The sequence below is a fragment of the Pseudoalteromonas sp. SA25 genome, assembly GCF_011378705.1.
GTDB classification, from domain to species: domain Bacteria; phylum Pseudomonadota; class Gammaproteobacteria; order Enterobacterales; family Alteromonadaceae; genus Pseudoalteromonas; species Pseudoalteromonas arctica.
On sequence record NZ_WTKV01000030.1, the window covers coordinates 20,213 to 35,831 of the forward strand.

At 37.4% G+C, this 15,619-nt stretch carries 16 protein-coding genes; 6 read left to right on the plus strand and 10 right to left on the minus strand.

Annotated features, from left to right (window positions below; all coding sequences use genetic code 11):
- Window positions 1-140: 140 nt before the first annotated feature.
- Window positions 141-2,393 (plus strand): TonB-dependent receptor, encoded by a 2,253-nt coding sequence (locus GQR45_RS19125; protein WP_165726775.1) that lies wholly within the window; start codon window positions 141-143, stop codon window positions 2,391-2,393.
- An 80-nt stretch (window positions 2,394-2,473) separates the two neighbouring features.
- On the opposite strand, the gene GQR45_RS19130 is transcribed toward GQR45_RS19125, so the two are convergent.
- From GQR45_RS19130 to GQR45_RS19150, 5 genes are all read right to left on the minus strand, one after another.
- Window positions 2,474-2,995 (minus strand): hypothetical protein, encoded by a 522-nt coding sequence (locus tag GQR45_RS19130; RefSeq protein ID WP_165726776.1) that lies wholly within the window; start codon window positions 2,993-2,995, stop codon window positions 2,474-2,476.
- 57 nt (window positions 2,996-3,052) lie between these two features.
- Entirely contained in the window at window positions 3,053-4,591 is a 1,539-nt protein-coding gene (locus tag GQR45_RS19135; protein WP_165726777.1) for an EAL domain-containing protein, read from the minus strand.
- A 78-nt stretch (window positions 4,592-4,669) separates the two neighbouring features.
- A complete protein-coding gene (locus tag GQR45_RS19140; RefSeq protein ID WP_165726778.1) occupies window positions 4,670-5,305 on the minus strand; it encodes an SGNH/GDSL hydrolase family protein in 636 nt (211 codons plus the stop codon).
- Between the two features lie 8 nt (window positions 5,306-5,313).
- Window positions 5,314-5,823: a DsrE family protein gene (locus GQR45_RS19145; protein WP_165726779.1), complete on the minus strand. Its 510-nt coding sequence runs from the start codon at window positions 5,821-5,823 to the stop codon at window positions 5,314-5,316.
- Window positions 5,824-5,895: 72 nt separating this feature from the next.
- A complete protein-coding gene (locus GQR45_RS19150) occupies window positions 5,896-6,369 on the minus strand; it encodes a flavodoxin family protein (protein WP_165726780.1) in 474 nt (157 codons plus the stop codon).
- 76 nt (window positions 6,370-6,445) lie between these two features.
- On the opposite strand from GQR45_RS19150, the gene soxR reads away from it, so the two are divergent.
- The 3 genes from soxR to GQR45_RS19165 all read left to right on the plus strand — a co-directional run bounded on the left by soxR (window position 6,446) and on the right by GQR45_RS19165 (window position 9,039).
- Window positions 6,446-6,904 carry a redox-sensitive transcriptional activator SoxR gene (soxR, locus tag GQR45_RS19155; protein ID WP_165726781.1) on the plus strand — a complete coding sequence of 153 codons (459 nt, stop codon included), beginning with the start codon at window positions 6,446-6,448 and terminating at the stop codon, window positions 6,902-6,904.
- Between the two features lie 418 nt (window positions 6,905-7,322).
- A complete protein-coding gene (locus tag GQR45_RS19160; protein ID WP_165726782.1) occupies window positions 7,323-7,964 on the plus strand; it encodes a hypothetical protein in 642 nt (213 codons plus the stop codon).
- On the plus strand, window positions 7,954-9,039 hold the full coding sequence (locus tag GQR45_RS19165; protein WP_165726783.1) for a rhomboid family intramembrane serine protease: 1,086 nt from the start codon (window positions 7,954-7,956) through the stop codon (window positions 9,037-9,039). Before GQR45_RS19160 ends, GQR45_RS19165 begins: the two co-directional genes overlap by 11 nt.
- 213 nt (window positions 9,040-9,252) lie before the next feature.
- Here the strand turns inward: GQR45_RS19165 and GQR45_RS19170 are convergent, their stop codons facing one another.
- Window positions 9,253-9,771: a transthyretin-like family protein gene (locus GQR45_RS19170; RefSeq protein ID WP_240920289.1), complete on the minus strand. Its 519-nt coding sequence runs from the start codon at window positions 9,769-9,771 to the stop codon at window positions 9,253-9,255.
- A 25-nt stretch (window positions 9,772-9,796) separates the two neighbouring features.
- Window positions 9,797-10,180 (minus strand): DUF1294 domain-containing protein, encoded by a 384-nt coding sequence (locus tag GQR45_RS19175; RefSeq protein WP_165726784.1) that lies wholly within the window; start codon window positions 10,178-10,180, stop codon window positions 9,797-9,799.
- Window positions 10,181-10,232: 52 nt separating this feature from the next.
- Between GQR45_RS19175 and GQR45_RS19180 the strand changes: the two genes are divergently transcribed.
- Window positions 10,233-10,763 (plus strand): hypothetical protein, encoded by a 531-nt coding sequence (locus GQR45_RS19180; RefSeq protein WP_165726785.1) that lies wholly within the window; start codon window positions 10,233-10,235, stop codon window positions 10,761-10,763.
- A gap of 62 nt (window positions 10,764-10,825) precedes the next feature.
- On the opposite strand, the gene GQR45_RS19185 is transcribed toward GQR45_RS19180, so the two are convergent.
- Window positions 10,826-11,368 (minus strand): carboxymuconolactone decarboxylase family protein, encoded by a 543-nt coding sequence (locus tag GQR45_RS19185; RefSeq protein ID WP_007586212.1) that lies wholly within the window; start codon window positions 11,366-11,368, stop codon window positions 10,826-10,828.
- A 112-nt stretch (window positions 11,369-11,480) separates the two neighbouring features.
- On the opposite strand from GQR45_RS19185, the gene GQR45_RS19190 reads away from it, so the two are divergent.
- The gene (locus GQR45_RS19190) at window positions 11,481-12,068 is read left to right on the plus strand and encodes a TetR/AcrR family transcriptional regulator (protein ID WP_010553549.1); all 588 of its coding nucleotides are present in this window, start codon (window positions 11,481-11,483) and stop codon (window positions 12,066-12,068) included.
- 103 nt (window positions 12,069-12,171) lie between these two features.
- Here the strand turns inward: GQR45_RS19190 and GQR45_RS19195 are convergent, their stop codons facing one another.
- Together GQR45_RS19195 and arsJ are read right to left on the minus strand one after the other, a co-directional pair.
- Window positions 12,172-14,292, minus strand: a complete 2,121-nt coding sequence (locus GQR45_RS19195; protein ID WP_165726786.1) for a methyl-accepting chemotaxis protein — start codon at window positions 14,290-14,292, stop codon at window positions 12,172-12,174.
- Window positions 14,293-14,400: 108 nt separating this feature from the next.
- The gene (gene arsJ, locus GQR45_RS19200) at window positions 14,401-15,618 is read right to left on the minus strand and encodes an organoarsenical effux MFS transporter ArsJ (protein WP_165726787.1); all 1,218 of its coding nucleotides are present in this window, start codon (window positions 15,616-15,618) and stop codon (window positions 14,401-14,403) included.
- Window position 15,619: the final 1 nt, after the last annotated feature.

Below are 15,619 nucleotides of genomic sequence, written 5' to 3' on the forward strand. Positions count from 1 at the left end.
CATAAATAATTTACAAATAAATATTGCAAACGTTTGCATTTATCTCTAAGGTTTCAATATACACAGCCTATTTACAATGATTTTTAGTAAAAAGGCTGCAGAAATACACTGTTTAATACACTAAAAACGGGATCACACACATGAAAATCAATAAAGCAAAAAGTACATTAGCGTGTGCAATTACTTTAGCGCTTAGCACTCAATGCGCATTTGCAGCAGAGCAAACACAAGAAAAACAGAAAGTTGAGCGCATTGTGGTATCGGGAACACCTACAGGTGTTGGAGTTAGAAAAATTGATGCCAGCTATGCGGTAACTAATATCGATAGTGAACAAATTATTAAACTGTCTCCAAAAAGCACCGCTGATTTGTTTAAAGCAATACCTGGTGTTTGGGTAGAAAGCTCAGGTGGTGAATCGGGCGCTAATGTATTTGTTCGTGGTTTTCCTGGTGGTGGTGATGCCCCATTTTTAACACTCAGTATTGAAGGCTCACCTATTTATCCTGCTTCAACATTGTCATTTTTAGAAAACTCATCAATGTTTCGTGTTGATGAAACCATTGAGACAGTAGAAGCCCTGCGTGGTGGACCTAATCCTGTTTTATCTAACGGACAACCAGGATTAACAACCAATTTTAGATTAAAACGTGGTGGCGAAGAAACAGAAGGCTTATTTAAATACACAACTTCTGATTACGACTTACAGCGAGTTGACGCTGTGATGAGTGGTGAAATTACTGACGATTTATACTTTATGGTTGGCGGTTACGTAAAAAGCTCACCGGGTATTCGTGATGCGGGCTTTACTTCTGAAAAAGGTAGCCAATTTACAATCAACATTACTAAAGATTTAGACAACGGCGAGCTTAATTTTTATACCCGCCAAACAGACGATCACGGTGCATGGTACTTACCAACACCCCTTAATGTTGATGGTATTGACGCAGAATATACGCAACTTGGTACGCTAAATCGTCAAGCAACAATATTTACAGGCCCCGATGCGCAAGCACTTGATATTGACCTAGGTGATGGCCGAGGGTGGGACGGCCATGTTTCGGGCGGTAGTATTAAGCTAGAGCTAAAAGGTGGTTGGCATTTTTCAGATCGCTTTAACATTACTAAAGGCGATGCAAATACCTACGGTTTAGTACCTAGTGGCTCAGCAACAACGGTTGGAGCAGTTGCTGATAACGGCCAAACTGCATTTGGAGCAGTTACAAACACTGAATACGCAAGCGATACCCCAGTCCAACAACTTGGTCGATGGGTAGTACTTAAAGAAATCAGCTCATTTACTAATGATTTAGCTTTTTCGAAGAAATTTGGCGACCTATCAACAACCTTTGGATATTACACTGCAAGTACTTCAGCAAAAGATTGGTGGAGCTTAGGTAACACTGCATACCATGTACTTGAATCAGGTGGCGAAGCATTAACCGGTATTGAATGTAATCAAAACACCGATGGTTGTGATTTTAACTACGACATAAGCTCAACAGGTGATGCGCGCACTAACGCGTTTTATGTCACCGGTGAATACAAATTTGCTGATGCATTTACACTTGATGTTGGCGTACGTCAAGAAAACCACGAAGTAGAATACAGTGTAGATGAGGGCCTTGACGGTATTATTACTAAAACCGTTAGCTATGATGAAAGTAAAACATCGTGGACTACAGGGTTAAACTATTCAATTAATGATGATATGGGTGTGTTTGCCCGTGTTAACCGTGGTTATAAAATGCCTTACTTTGATGACTTTAGAGATAACTTTGATGCTTACGAAGGCGGCGAAAAGCTTATTAAAGAAATTACTCAAGGTGAACTAGGTTATAAATTAATTACTGAATCAACCGACTTTTATGCAACCGTATTTGTAAATGAAGTTAAAGGCGACACATTTGTAAGACGACCTGGCGTACCAGCAGAAATTTTAACAAACGAAGCATACGGTATAGAGCTTGATTACAACTTTAATCATGATTCTGGTTTTTCTGTTAATTTAAATACGACATTACAAGATGCTGAAATTACAGAGAGCCCAACAAACGATGGTAACCAGTCGCAGCGCCAACCAAAATGGCAAGTACGTATAACGCCAAGTTACGATTTTGAGCTACAAGGTATGTATGCAACTTTATACGGTACGCTTTCAGCGGTTGATGATCGCTTTGGCAATAACGAAAACACTGTAACACTCGATGGCTACGAAAAAGTTGATTTAGGTTTAATATTAGAACCAATGGAAGGCATCAAGCTTCAAGTAGCAATAGATAACTTAACGGATGAGCAAGGCATTACAGAAGGTGATCCACGTAATGCTGATGCACCAAATGGTCGTTACATTATGCCTCGTACAACGCGCTTTAGTGTAAGTTACGCGTTTTAAATAAAATACAATATAAAGGGAGCATTCGCTCCCTTTCACTTTAATTAACCTAAACAAATGAATTTAAAGGCTAAAGTGAATTACTCAATACTCGCTTTTAATTTATTTAACGCATCAACCGAAAAACCTCGGTCATAAAAATATAAAATTTCGCCGCTGCTATTTATAAGTACCACACGTGAGTTATTTGGGCTTTGATTACCTGTAAACTTTTGAACTCTCTCGCCATCTTTATAAATAGTGATTACTCCACCCCATAATTCTTTAGGGATGCCTTTGCGCATACCGCTGTCTATAAATGTGCTAAACATACGTGGTGCCATGCCGGCAATGGTTGGTAGTTCGTATGTAGGGAGCGTTACGCCCGCCATATCTAAACCAATTAACCAACGGTCTATATCAAACTGGCTGTCTTGCTTGTACCCGATGAGCAGTAGTGTTTTATCTGCTTTAAAATCACTAGGTATAGTCACCATGCTTTGCTCTAAGCTTTCGCCGCTAATGCTTGGAAACTGCTTACCTGTTAATTGCTGGTTTGGGTACTGTGTTGTACATGCGCTAAGTAGTAAAAATGCAAAAGCACTTAATATTAATTTGATCATAATAAACCTAATATTTTTTAAATTTCATAACGATACGCTTAGTATGGCAGCTGAGATCTAAAAATGCTGACTAGTTATATAATTTTTAAATTTAGACGCAGTCATGGGTTTACCATACTTCCAGCCTTGTCCGTAATGCACACCCGCTGTTTTTAAAATTGCTTCTTGCTCAGTGGTTTCAATTCCTTCTGCTACACAGGTATAATTAAACTTATGCACAAGTTCCATAATATTTGGGATCATAGAGGCTTTTAAGCCCTCAGTTGCTATATCTTGAACAAACGTACGGTCAATTTTAAGTTGATGAAAGCTCAAGTTTTGTAAGTTTCTTAAATTCGAATAACCCGTGCCAAAGTCATCTAGTGATAAGTTAAATCCCGATTCAACCAAGGTTCTAAAATGAGCATGCGCGATGCTTGTATCAAGGTATTCGTCTTCAGTTATCTCTAAACAAATAATAAAGCGCGAATTGGTAAGCTCTGTAATTTGCGGCAACAACGATACATTACCCAGCTCTACATCACACGGAAATATATTAAGCGACACCTTAAAGCCTTCAGGCAATTCCTCTAGAGAGGTTAACTCTTTTATTGTGTTAGCAATCATGGCCTCAGTAAAACTCCAGGTTAAATTATTTTTTCTGATAACCGGAATAAACTCATCTGGAAATAAAGCACCGTACTTATCTTCAAAACGTGCAAGTACCTCGCAACCAATCAGCTTGCCACTTTGCAAACAAATAATAGGCTGGTAAGTCCAATAAAATGATCCCTTTTTAAGTCCTTTACGGATACGCTGATTAATAGAGCGACGTGCAGCAATTCTAGCATCAACTATTAACGCACTCGATATTCCCGCTAAACAGGTTAAAATTAACGAAATTATTAATAACAAGTGATTATTAGAAAAGAACTGACTCCAAGGTAAGTGCACTACAACACAGTATTGACTACTTGTAGAACTACAAACTGAATTAGTTTCGTAAGGAAAGAAAACATTGTTTTTTACTTGAAGATAGAGACCTTCTTTACCCGCTAAATGATGCAAAGTATTTGGTGTTTTATAAACAACTTCCCAATCAGGCGCAGTAACTCCAATATTAGTAAAGGGAGTACTCTGCATAATTAAATTATAGTCCCCTTGCCTGACTATAATTACCTCCATAGGGCGCTCACTAAATAATAATAAATAAAGCTTTGGCTCAAAACGAACCCTCACCTGTTCATCATCGCGAATAAAGTCAGGCTGTTTATCGTTAATTGGTTTACTTAATAAGCCTGCCCCCGTTGTACAAACTAACTGGTTACCTTTAAAAAAACCTATATCAATTACATATTTTGCGTCAAATAAAGCGCGGCGCATCTCAAGAAGAGTCGTATTGTCACACTGTTTAAACGCAAGCTTATTTAATGGGGTAAGTATTCGACGCCTCTCTGCAATTGCACCTTCTACATGAGTGAGAATATACTCAGCATCAGACTTTGTTTGTGCTGTTAATTGCTGCGCTGCAAAATTGAGTAAAATAATACAGCCAGTTATGAAAACTAACACTCCGGTTAAAACGGCTATAATAGATTTTTGTTGGTACTTTTTCATAGCATCCCGAAGTTGTTAATTTATATCACTACTTTATTAGATGATTGCATAAGTCGCATTAAATTCAAACAGATCGATTCAAGAATTATTGAACGAATTTTGAATAAACTGAGTGATTTTAGCGCTTACCGTTAAATGCTGATTACTTTCAAAGTGAATCCCATCACCGGCTGTTACATTAATAAATGTATTAAAATCAATAAAAGTACATTTATGAGTAGCCCCAACGCTTTTGAATGCACTAGAGAGCTCTGTTGCTTTTATATCTGCACCTTCGTAAACACGCGAATACTGCTCGGTGATTCTTATTTTAGGTGGGCTAGCAATAATAATTTTAGGAGATTTTAAAGTACTACCTTGCTGATAATAAATATGTATTGAGTTAATTAAATCATTTAAGCCACCTGCTATTAAACTAGGTGTTAAATTAAAACGTTTTTTAAGATCGTTTGTACCAAGGGCAATAATAATAAAGGCGAGCTCATGCTTATCCAAATAAGGCTTTAGATAACTAACACCATTAAGCACGCCATCAAACGGTGGATTATGCACTAACGTGCGGTTAGGCTGCCCTGCCTCTATTACGTTAAAGCCACACCCTAAGTTTTTATTTAATAACGATGTCCAACGGGTATTTTCATCAAAGCGTTTTCCCGTTACAGGGTTTAAACCCCACGTATTAGAATCACCAAAGCAGAGAATATTTTTTGTCATGTTAATTATTAAAATGGATTGAGTGTATAACCCTGCTGTTGCAGCTGGGCATGTGCTGTCATCGCCGAAAGTGACATTTGCACACCTTCAATTAGTTGTTCTGGTGCTACTTTATAATGCGTAGCCGATTGCCCACATACATAAACCACGGTGTTATTGGCCAACAATTGCTTTATTAAACTTTGATTTTTGTTATCTGCTTTAAAACGTTCTTTATATTCACTATTAGCCAATACATCAACGCTAGCACTACCATGTACCACTAACGCTAATTGAATGTTATCTGGCTTTACACCGTGTGCTACATGCATATTAATAAAACGTGCAAGTGAGTTTATTGAATTGTTCTGCTCACCTTTTTTAGCGCCATCACCAACATCAAAGGTTATTTTGAATACCGTAGAGTCATTTATCTGAACATGCTCCGGGACACTATAAAAGTAACCAAAGTCTTTAATAAGGTTTTCATCCGCTTGCGAAAATGGGCTTATAAGTAAAAGCAATAATAGGTATTTCATAAACAATCCTGTGTTTTAAATAAGTTAACCTATTTATAAAACTAACAGAAGCAAAGAAAAAAGGGCAGCTTATCATGCTGCCGATTGAGTGTTTTTATGATGGTGGTTAATAAACTGCATACCTAAATAGCTAAATGTTCGTTTAAACATTTCTACAAAAATATCAGGCGCTTCAAGCGATGATGCGTTTGATAACAACGAAAAATCTTTATTACGTAAAGCCCGTAACTTCGGCTTCAAGGTTTCGTCATCCATGTAATCTGTGATCCTATCTATAAAAGACTTCATTTGTACCGTAGTGTTATACCAATAAACAGGAGACGCGAACACCCAATGGTCGTACTTTAAAACTGCTTCAAATAGCGCGTAAAAGTCATCATTTTTATAGTTTTTGTCATAACAATACGGCGCAATTTTATAATCATCCAGACAAATTACGCGCACATCATTTTGCTCGGCAAAGCTATTAACATGGGCTGTGGTATTGCCGTTTTTTCGTGCGCTTGAATAAATAATAACAGTATTACGCTCAAGTTTTTGTTGCATTTAGTTAGCTCCTTTTTTAATGTGGTAGAAGCTTAAAACCTCAAGTTATATTGAGGTCAACTGAAGGATTAAAATAATGCCAGCAGGACAAAAAAAATTAACCGAAGCTAACCTAACCGTTGGCTATGTAGCAAAAAGAAGTGGTGTAAAAGTATCTACTCTTCACTTTTACGAAACTAAGTTTTTAATTAAGAGCTGGCGAAATAATGGTAATCAGCGACGTTATAAACCTGATGTATTACGCCGTGTAGCTGTAATAAAAGCAGCTCAAGCGATGGGAATTACGCTCGATGAGATTAAAAACACCTTAGCTACCCTACCCGACAACCGCACACCAACAAAACAAGACTGGTCAGCACTTTCAAAACATTGGCAAGCGCAACTTGATGAGCGAATTGCGCATATGCAACGCCTGCGCGACAAAGTAGACGGTTGTATAGGATGTGGTTGCTTATCACTTAAAAGTTGCCCAATTTACAATGAAGATGATCATTTAGGCGAAAATAAAAGCGGCGCTGTGCTTTTAAATACATAGTCTTTGCCTGTATAAAAAGTTCTCCACTTTTGTATAACAAAAATAAATACCCCTCTTAGGCGTTGGGCCAACAATGCCTTAAATATAAAGGCTAACTACGCCTTATTATTGAGTTATTAAAGAAGGTTTTTTAGTCCGTTTATTGGTAATACGTTACTTTGCTAACAAAATAGCCTCAGGCACTACAAAAACTCTCTATTCATTAATATAGAGCTATGAAGTTTTTTGTTTAGTTGGATCGCTAGATGATTTAAAAAACAATTTAAAATTTAAGGGAAAGGCTATACTCGAATTGTTTCTTTAATATAGGTATATATGTAAAAAGTATATTCAATGTGGGTAGGAGCATTGCTAACTGGTTAATTTTTAAGTATTCTTGCGTGCCTAAAAAGGAAGCAAAAATTTAAGGAATAAGCTATTGGAACCAACTAATCACACCCCAGAAAACAATACAAAACCACCTATAGTTACTCAAAAATTCACTCAAGCCCTTAAAACGGTCGATCATAAAGAACTAAAAAGCACTGGTTTTTGGTTAAATCAATTTTTTATGGTTATTTCTACTGTATTTGGTGTTTTTCTGGCGGCTCAAAGCGGTTTAGAACAAGCGCTTAAGTTTGATTCATTTAGTAAAATGGAAGATAACTACTATTTACGTACATCACTTTATGACGAAGTTAATGATAATGCAAACACGGTAGCTGAGTATGCAGAACGCTTAGCGAAGAGCCCTCCAACATCAGAGATGGAGTTTTTTAAACCAACACTTGAGCAGTACATATGGAAAACCATGCAATTTTCTCCTACTACGCTTGAAACACCGAGTGAGTTTTTAACTAGAATACGTCGGTTTTATTCTCGAGCCGACTTTATCATTAATGCCGCAATAAATCGCAAAATGTCTGCTAAGCAAGCCTCTATCGAATTAACAAAAATAACAGACTTAATTAAAACTCAAACACTACCAGCATTAAAAAATAGCGCTAAACAATTAAAAATGGAATTACAGCAGAATGACATTTCTGTTGGTTCGTTAAAGGAACTTGAAAATGCCAACTAAGAACTGCCCTCATTGTAAAAACCATCCATTAGAAGCAACCAATTATCAAGGTGAAGAAATAGATATTTGCCGTGAGTGTGGCGGTTTATGGTTCGAAAAAAATGAAGTAAACAGAATGATTTCAGAGATAAATGACGGTCCTGAAGGAGATAAATTTGAAACTCACTTTGGTGAACCATTAGGAATTTCTGAGCTTGACTGTCCTGATTGTAAAAAAAGTTTAGAACGTTTTCATTTACTTGAAGCTTTTCATACCGAAATTGATGTTTGTAGACACTGCGATGGCACATGGATTGATAAAGATGAGCTTGAAAGTGTAGAAAAAAGCCCTGAAATAAAAGCGAGTTTAGGCGAGCTAAATCAAAAAGTAAGCTGGAAAACCTACCTGTTCCAATTTTTAACGCAAATGCCTGTTGAATATAATATTAAACCACAAAAAACCCCTTGGGTTACTCGCGGCCTTATTGTTTTAAATACATTGATTTTTGCACTTTATTTTTTAAATCCAAGCTCATTTAGCTATGTTATTGATAACTTTGCTATGACACCTGCAGATTTAAGCAAAGGTAATGAGCTATGGACTGTATTAACTTGCGTATTTTTACATGGCTCTATAATGCATTTAGTCGGCAATATGTACTTTTTATATATAGTTGGTGATAACCTAGAAGATGTTTTAGGCCATAAACGCTTTTTGTTATGGTATTTAGCCTGTGGACTACTCGCTTCGTTTGCTAGCTACATTGTAAGTCCAATGTCGAATATACCTGGCGTGGGTGCAAGTGGCGCTATAGCCGGTTTATTTGGCATGTACTTAATGTGGTTTAGACACGCAAGCCTTACTTTTATGTTTGTAATTTATCAGAAGAAACTTTCTGCGGTATGGTTTTTTGCTATTTGGTTAGGATTTAACATTTTTGGTGCAGTAACAGGCCCTGATGGCATTGATTATGGTGCGCATATTGGGGGCTTTATAGCTGGACTAATTATTGGTTATATTTTGAAAAGTAAAATATTAGAGCAAAACCCTATAATTCGTTTACTAAACCAAAAAGAAGCACAGTTAAAACGTTAATCGTCATATTAAAGCCACTAATAGATGAACATTAGTGGCTTTATCAAACTTCTCACTAATTTCTATAACTTATACCAATCCGCAATAATACTTAATCATTTTGCGGGGTTAAACGTGTCGCTATCTGCGTTAAAAAATTCTCATTTAGAACAACTAAATAGCGAATTTCTTGCCTAGCTATCAACACGTTTTTCCGCCCTCAAAATAGACCACTTAATTAAGCGAATTGGTATTACAACGCGTATAAACTGTATAAAATTGACCCGTATTTTTTATCGGTATATCGTACGTTCTAGCCTCTTCACTAAGTTCGCATTCAAAGTTATTTAATATATCAGACAGCAGTGCTTGCTCTTCGGTGAACTGTATTGTGGTATACCACAAGATTGAATCTTCATCTTTTTTGTTTTCAATATAAATACTCTGTAGCAAAGAGCTATTAAAAAACATGCTTGAAGGTTTTGAACTGCGTATTGTTTTATTACCGAAATAAAAGTAACCATTGTTATCACTTATGGCTTCATCAATATAAGTATCACCGTAAATCAGCTCTCTTGTTACTTTAACGCCCTGTTGGGGTTCACCATTATTTAATAGTCTGCCTTTTACTGGCAACGACAACGTAACGTCTTGTTTATTAAAGAACCCAAACATGTCTGCACATCCTTGCATTGGTATTAATAAAAATAAAATAAGCGTTAAAGTCACGCCAGCCGATCTTGTATTGGTCATAAAAAGTCCTTTTCCTATTTATACTTTAACCTAACAATAAATCCGGAAAATAAATAGCGATAATACTGCATCCTACATTAATTAAAATACATAACCACAACACAATAATAAAACGTCGCTTTTGCGATTTATGACGAAGTAATTGTTGAGCAAGTAATGCCCCCGGCCATCCTCCAAATAATGCAAGTAGTTGCAGTGTGCGCTCTGGCGTGCGGTTTACTTTTTTATGTGAAGAACGCTTAGCTTGTCGCTTATCCCACGCGTACATTAAAAAAGTTATAGCACTTAATACACTTATATAACCAGGTACATATATTGGTATATAAACAGGTAAGTATTGCAGCGGGTGAGCTAACCAAATGGCAGCTAAATAAAGCAATGAGAACGTGATTAATATTTTCTTTATCAATTAATTATCACCTATACTGGGCTTATAAGAGCCTAACAACGAGAGCCAAATTATGACATATTTTAAATCGCTATTCTTAGCATTATGTTTATGCACATTTAGTAGCTTTGCTAATGAAACTGCCAGTAACCTTGATAAAGAGCTAGAAGTGTTTAAACCTTACTTAGGAACGTGGCAAGCAGACTTTAAAGTACCAGAAGGCGCTAAAAAAATACAAGATGTTGGCCGTTGGGAGCGTGCTTTAAACGGTAAAGCGATACATACCAAGCACTCTATTAATGAAGGTGAGTATGGGGGCGAGTCGATGATTTTTTACGACAGTAAAAAAGAGTCTTTGGTATTTTACTATTTCACTACCGCTGGATTTTACACAAAAGGCACTATGAAAGTACTCAGCCCTACTCAATTTGTAGCCTATGAAGATGTAACTGGTAGCCAAGATGGTATTACAAAGGTTAAATCGATGAGTGAACTAAAAGACGATAAGTTTCTAGTATCGACCTCTTATTTAAAAAAGGGTGAGTGGACAAAGCCCGAACAACGTATTTATACACGCAGTACAAAAACGGTTAAATTTAAATAGCCGCGATTTATAAACACAAAAAAGGCAGCCTAGGCTGCCTTTTGTCATTTATAAAATCGTATTTATTTTACATATTTTTTAAATGCAGCGTCTACTGGTGTATCAGCAAGGTGATTAGTGTAGTTGCTCATTACTTTTTGAGACAAGCCTACAATAATTTCAAGTAGTTGTTGCTTACCGTAACCTGCTGCAAAGAATTTTTCGATTTGCTCATCGCTGATCACGCCACGTTCACGTGTCATTGCGAGTGTAGTTTCACGAAGAGTTTCTAGCTTAGGGTTTTCAAGTGGTGTTTTGTTTACAAGTGCATCAACAACACCTTGGTCAACTTTCATTGCCGCTGCAATACCACTGTGTGCAGGAACACAGTAATGACATGCGTGCTCAACGTTAATTGATTGCCATACTACTGTTAGTTCTTCTGCATTGAATGATGTTTTTTGAAAAAGCTCATGCAGTACTTGGTAACCTTTAAGTAATGTTGGTGCTTCAGCCATTACTGCATGTAAGTTAGGAAGCATACCAAATGCTGCTACTGAATCAGCTAGTAACGGTTTTGCTTCTTCTGGTGCGTTTTCTTGAGTGTATAAAGTAAATTCGGCCATGGTTAGCTCCTAATAATTAATAGTTTTAAGTAACTTCGAGACACATAGTATTTGATTTTGAGCGACTGTTCAAGTTAAAATTGAGCAAATGTTCAAATTGATTGAGAATGATATGGCTAATAAGGTTAAATTTGAACGCGATAATGTAGTTCGCGTTGCAAGCCAGCTATTTTGGCAAAAAGGTTTTCATGCAACCTCAACGCGTGACTTACAAGAAGCCGTTAATATGCGCCCCGGTAGTATTTACTCTGCGTTTGGCTCTAAAGAAGGGCTATACTGCGAATCGCTGAAAGATTACACAGTACAAATGAAAACCCAAATAGAGGGGTTTTTATCAAGTGCCGATACAGTACTTGGTGGATTACGTGCGTTTGTTGAAAACGTGGTAATTAAAACAAAAGATTGCAGCCCAAGCGCTATTTGTATGCTGGTTAAAGCAAACAGCGAGTTTGCAGAAAAAGACTCAAACCTATATGAGCTAAGCTTAGATTTAACCGCTCAATTTGAAGCTTATTTAACGCAGTTGTTTACACAAGCAATAAACAAAGGTGAGTTAAGTAATACGTTGACCGCTGTTGAATATGCGCGCTTTTTTCAGGTGCAATTTACAGGTTTACGCGGTTATTTTAATCGTCCTAATGTAGAGCAATTTGCTGAGCCAATGATCAACCAAATGTTTATGTTGATTAAAAAGTTATAAATAGCAGTTATCGCGCATTCTCAACAAGTTATACTTATTTTACTAAATAAAAATGGCCAGTATTAACTGGCCATTTTTTTGTGCTTAAAACTTAATTTATAAGTTACGTTTTAAGCTTATTTAGCTCATTATCTTGCTGGGCAACAAGTGCATTAAGCGCTTCGCTGCTATCTCCTGCTTGTGTAGATAAGTCAGCAAGTTGCGATGCGGCATCAGATATAAGCGTTAAATTACGGTTTATTTCTTCAGTCACTAAGCTTTGCTCTTCGGCAGCGGTGGCAATATGTGTAATTTGATTGGTTATTTCATCAACTTTAACAACAACACTGTGCAGAGCATCAAAAGCTACTGATGTTTCATCAACGGCATTTTGTGCACGTACTACGCCTTTTTCAATAACGGTAGATGCGTTACCTACTTCAGATAATAAACTATCAATTAACTGGCTTATGTCATCTGTTGATGAACGCGTTTTAGAAGCAAGTGCACGTACTTCATCAGCAACAACGGCAAAGCCTCGCCCATGCTCACCAGCGCGCGCAGCTTCAATGGCTGCGTTAAGTGCAAGTAAGTTTGTTTGTTCTGAAATAGTACGAATTACATCTAATATTTGCGTAATGTCTTTACTACGCGAAGCAACTTTTTCAACTGCTTGGTTAGCTTCTTTAATTTCTTCAGACATCGTTTTAACTTGTGTCATCGCTGACGATAAGCTCGACTCACTGCTTACTACCAAACTATTTATTTCATCGGCTTGCTGGGCTGATTGCTCTGATGCTCTTGCAACTTCGAGTGCTGTAGCGCTCATTTCGTTCATAGCCGTTACCACACTTTCAATTTCGTGAAATTGCGATTGCACATTATGCTTTGTATCAATAGCTATATGCTGCGCTATTTCACCTTGTTGCTTAGTTTGATCAGACACATCTTTAAGTTCTGTAATTAAAATACGTAACTTTGATAAAAAGGCATTAAAGCCTCCCGCTAAAGCAATGAGCTCTGCGTGGGTTTCAACATGGAGTGTATGCGTTAAATCGCCTTCTGAGCTTGCAAGGTTATCTACACGTTGTTGAATTTGCTGAAGCGGTGCAACCACGCTACCAATAACAATTTTCATAATGATAAACGCGATTACTGCAATTACAGCACCTGTAATTAAAATCATTGCGCCTAAGTCGTTTGCTGTGTCAGTCATATCTTGCGATAAAGCATTAGGGCCAGCTAAAGCTAAGTTACTTGGTACTTCAATAATTAAAGACCAGTCTGTGTTAGCTAGCTTTATATTTATAGGGTAATTAACTAAGTACTCAGACGATGTTTTAAATATGCCTTTTTGGCCCTTAAATTTTTCAAGCTCTTTAAACAAGTCAGAACTCACGGCTTCTTTAAATGGGCGTCCTAATTTAGATTTATAATGGCTGCTCCCTACAACTAACCCAATATCGCTAAGCACGGTTACTTTGGCTTGGCCATTATAAAGCTGCTTAGAAAGCTCCTCAGTCATTATTTGAAAAGTAGGTAGCGTTAAATCAACACCCGCTAAACCAATAAACTGACCCGATTTTAAAATAGGCACGGTTAACGAAGTTAGCATTACTGAATCGCCTGATGGAATTTCGTATAAGTACGGTTCCATAATACAAGGCTTAAGCGTGTCTTTTGCACATAAGTACCAATGCGCTTCGCGAATACCAAATTCGTTTAAAGAGGTTATATATTTATCGGCAGCATTAGCTACTTTTTGCTGCTCAATAGCCCCACTTGGATCACGTGTTATATAAACTTCTAAGGTACCATCACCATCAACAGAGTGTTTATAGCCCTTGTTAAAGCTCGAATCTTGCCCGTCAAACGCGTTTGGTTCAAACTGAGAGTAGATAGATGAGAGTAATGTGTTTTGTTCTAAAATAGAGCGATTTATACTTACTACCGTATCGCGGCTAAGGGTTTCGCTTTTTGCGGTATCACCTAATAAAGCGGCTAAAGAGTATGGTACTCGATAAGCTTCGTTAATAAAGCCCGCTATTTTTTCACCATATATTGCGGCATTCGCATTTAACTTCTCTTCTACTTCAGCAACAATATAATTTTCTGACTTGCTTGCAAGCTCTTCATTACTTGCAGATAACTGCCACCATAAAATGCCCGAAAGCACCAATACGGTAATAAATATACTTCCGACAGTAAGCCACAGTAATTTTTTTGCTAGCGATATTTCTCGCATTTATCACACCCTTTAAATTAAAATTACTGATACAGTTTAGTAGATCTAATCAATGAAGCTATGAATATCGTTAAACAAATTGAATTTAATACAATACGTTGAGTTTTTTTAAAGTTTAGCCAAACGTGCCGTTGTAATTGAGGCTGCAATTAATAAACATACACTTACCCATAAACATGCACTAAGCCCATATACTTGAAAAACCCAGCCAGAAAGCACCGTTCCAAGCAAACGCCCTATCGCATTGGCCATATAATAAAAACCAACGTCGAGCGACACCCCATTATTTTTAGCAAAACTCACTATTAAGTAACTGTGCAGCGATGAATTAACAGCAAACACACCGCCAAAAACAAGTAAGCCGATTACAAGCGTATAATGTACCGCTACATCAAATTGCATCAACAACGCTAAAATGCCAGTTACGCCACTTAATAGAGCAACCCACCAATACGCTTTTTTAACTGAATGTGAGTTTGAATCACTTTGCCCTGTTATACGCGGTGCTTGCGATTGCACCAATCCATAAGCAATTACCCACAAAGCCATAAAGCCGCTTACCCACCAGTGATCCCAGTTAAACTGAGCGGCTAAGTAAACCGGCAATGCAACCACAAACCATACATCGCGTGCCGCAAATAAGCATAAACGCGCTGCACTAAGTAAGTTGATTGCCCGCGATTTAGAAAATAATTCTTTAAACTTAGGTTTGTTTTTAGCTTTACCAATATCGCCTTTTAAAAAAATTAAACTAATAACCCACGCAACACTAAGTAAAGCAATTAGGCTTATTAATGCCCCCACAAAACCAAATACGGTAAGTAGCAAGCCACCTAAAAAAAAGCCCACTCCTTTTAACGCATTTTTAGAGCCTGTAAGTATGGCAATCCATTTATATAATTGGCTTTTCCCTGCATCGTCTTGTGGTACTAAATACTTAATGGCGCTCTTTGCGCTCATTTTATTTAAGTCTTTAGCTATGCCACTCAGTGCTTGCGCTGCCATAACATAGGCAACGGTTAGCGAATCCCCAGGCACGCAAAGCATAGCTAAAGCTACAAGCTGCAGCCCAAGCCCTACATTCATGGTTTTGTTTAACCCTAAATATGCCCCAAGCCATCCACCTACTAAATTGGTGATTACGCCAAAAATTTCATAAAACAAAAACAACATGGCTATCGCAAATGCGCCATATCCCAACTGATGAAAGTACAGCACCACCAGCATGCGCAGTGCACCATCAGTTAAAGTAAATGCCCAGTAATTACCGGTAATTATTAAATATTGTTTTATAGAACTTGGTAAATTAGCTAACTGCGCAAGCATG

Coding starts and splice junctions, on each gene's coding strand:
- arsJ (WP_165726787.1), bottom strand. CDS start 15,618: ATGCTTGCGCAGTTAGCTAATTTACCAAGTTCTATAAAACAATATTTA.
- GQR45_RS19170 (WP_240920289.1), bottom strand. CDS start 9,771: ATGACCAATACAAGATCGGCTGGCGTGACTTTAACGCTTATTTTATTT.
- GQR45_RS19125 (WP_165726775.1), top strand. CDS start 141: ATGAAAATCAATAAAGCAAAAAGTACATTAGCGTGTGCAATTACTTTA.
- soxR (WP_165726781.1), top strand. CDS start 6,446: ATGCCAGCAGGACAAAAAAAATTAACCGAAGCTAACCTAACCGTTGGC.
- GQR45_RS19185 (WP_007586212.1), bottom strand. CDS start 11,368: ATGGCCGAATTTACTTTATACACTCAAGAAAACGCACCAGAAGAAGCA.
- GQR45_RS19190 (WP_010553549.1), top strand. CDS start 11,481: ATGGCTAATAAGGTTAAATTTGAACGCGATAATGTAGTTCGCGTTGCA.
- GQR45_RS19180 (WP_165726785.1), top strand. CDS start 10,233: ATGACATATTTTAAATCGCTATTCTTAGCATTATGTTTATGCACATTT.
- GQR45_RS19145 (WP_165726779.1), bottom strand. CDS start 5,823: ATGAAATACCTATTATTGCTTTTACTTATAAGCCCATTTTCGCAAGCG.
- GQR45_RS19195 (WP_165726786.1), bottom strand. CDS start 14,292: ATGCGAGAAATATCGCTAGCAAAAAAATTACTGTGGCTTACTGTCGGA.
- GQR45_RS19140 (WP_165726778.1), bottom strand. CDS start 5,305: ATGACAAAAAATATTCTCTGCTTTGGTGATTCTAATACGTGGGGTTTA.
- GQR45_RS19135 (WP_165726777.1), bottom strand. CDS start 4,591: ATGAAAAAGTACCAACAAAAATCTATTATAGCCGTTTTAACCGGAGTG.
- GQR45_RS19165 (WP_165726783.1), top strand. CDS start 7,954: ATGCCAACTAAGAACTGCCCTCATTGTAAAAACCATCCATTAGAAGCA.
- GQR45_RS19150 (WP_165726780.1), bottom strand. CDS start 6,369: ATGCAACAAAAACTTGAGCGTAATACTGTTATTATTTATTCAAGCGCA.
- GQR45_RS19130 (WP_165726776.1), bottom strand. CDS start 2,995: ATGATCAAATTAATATTAAGTGCTTTTGCATTTTTACTACTTAGCGCA.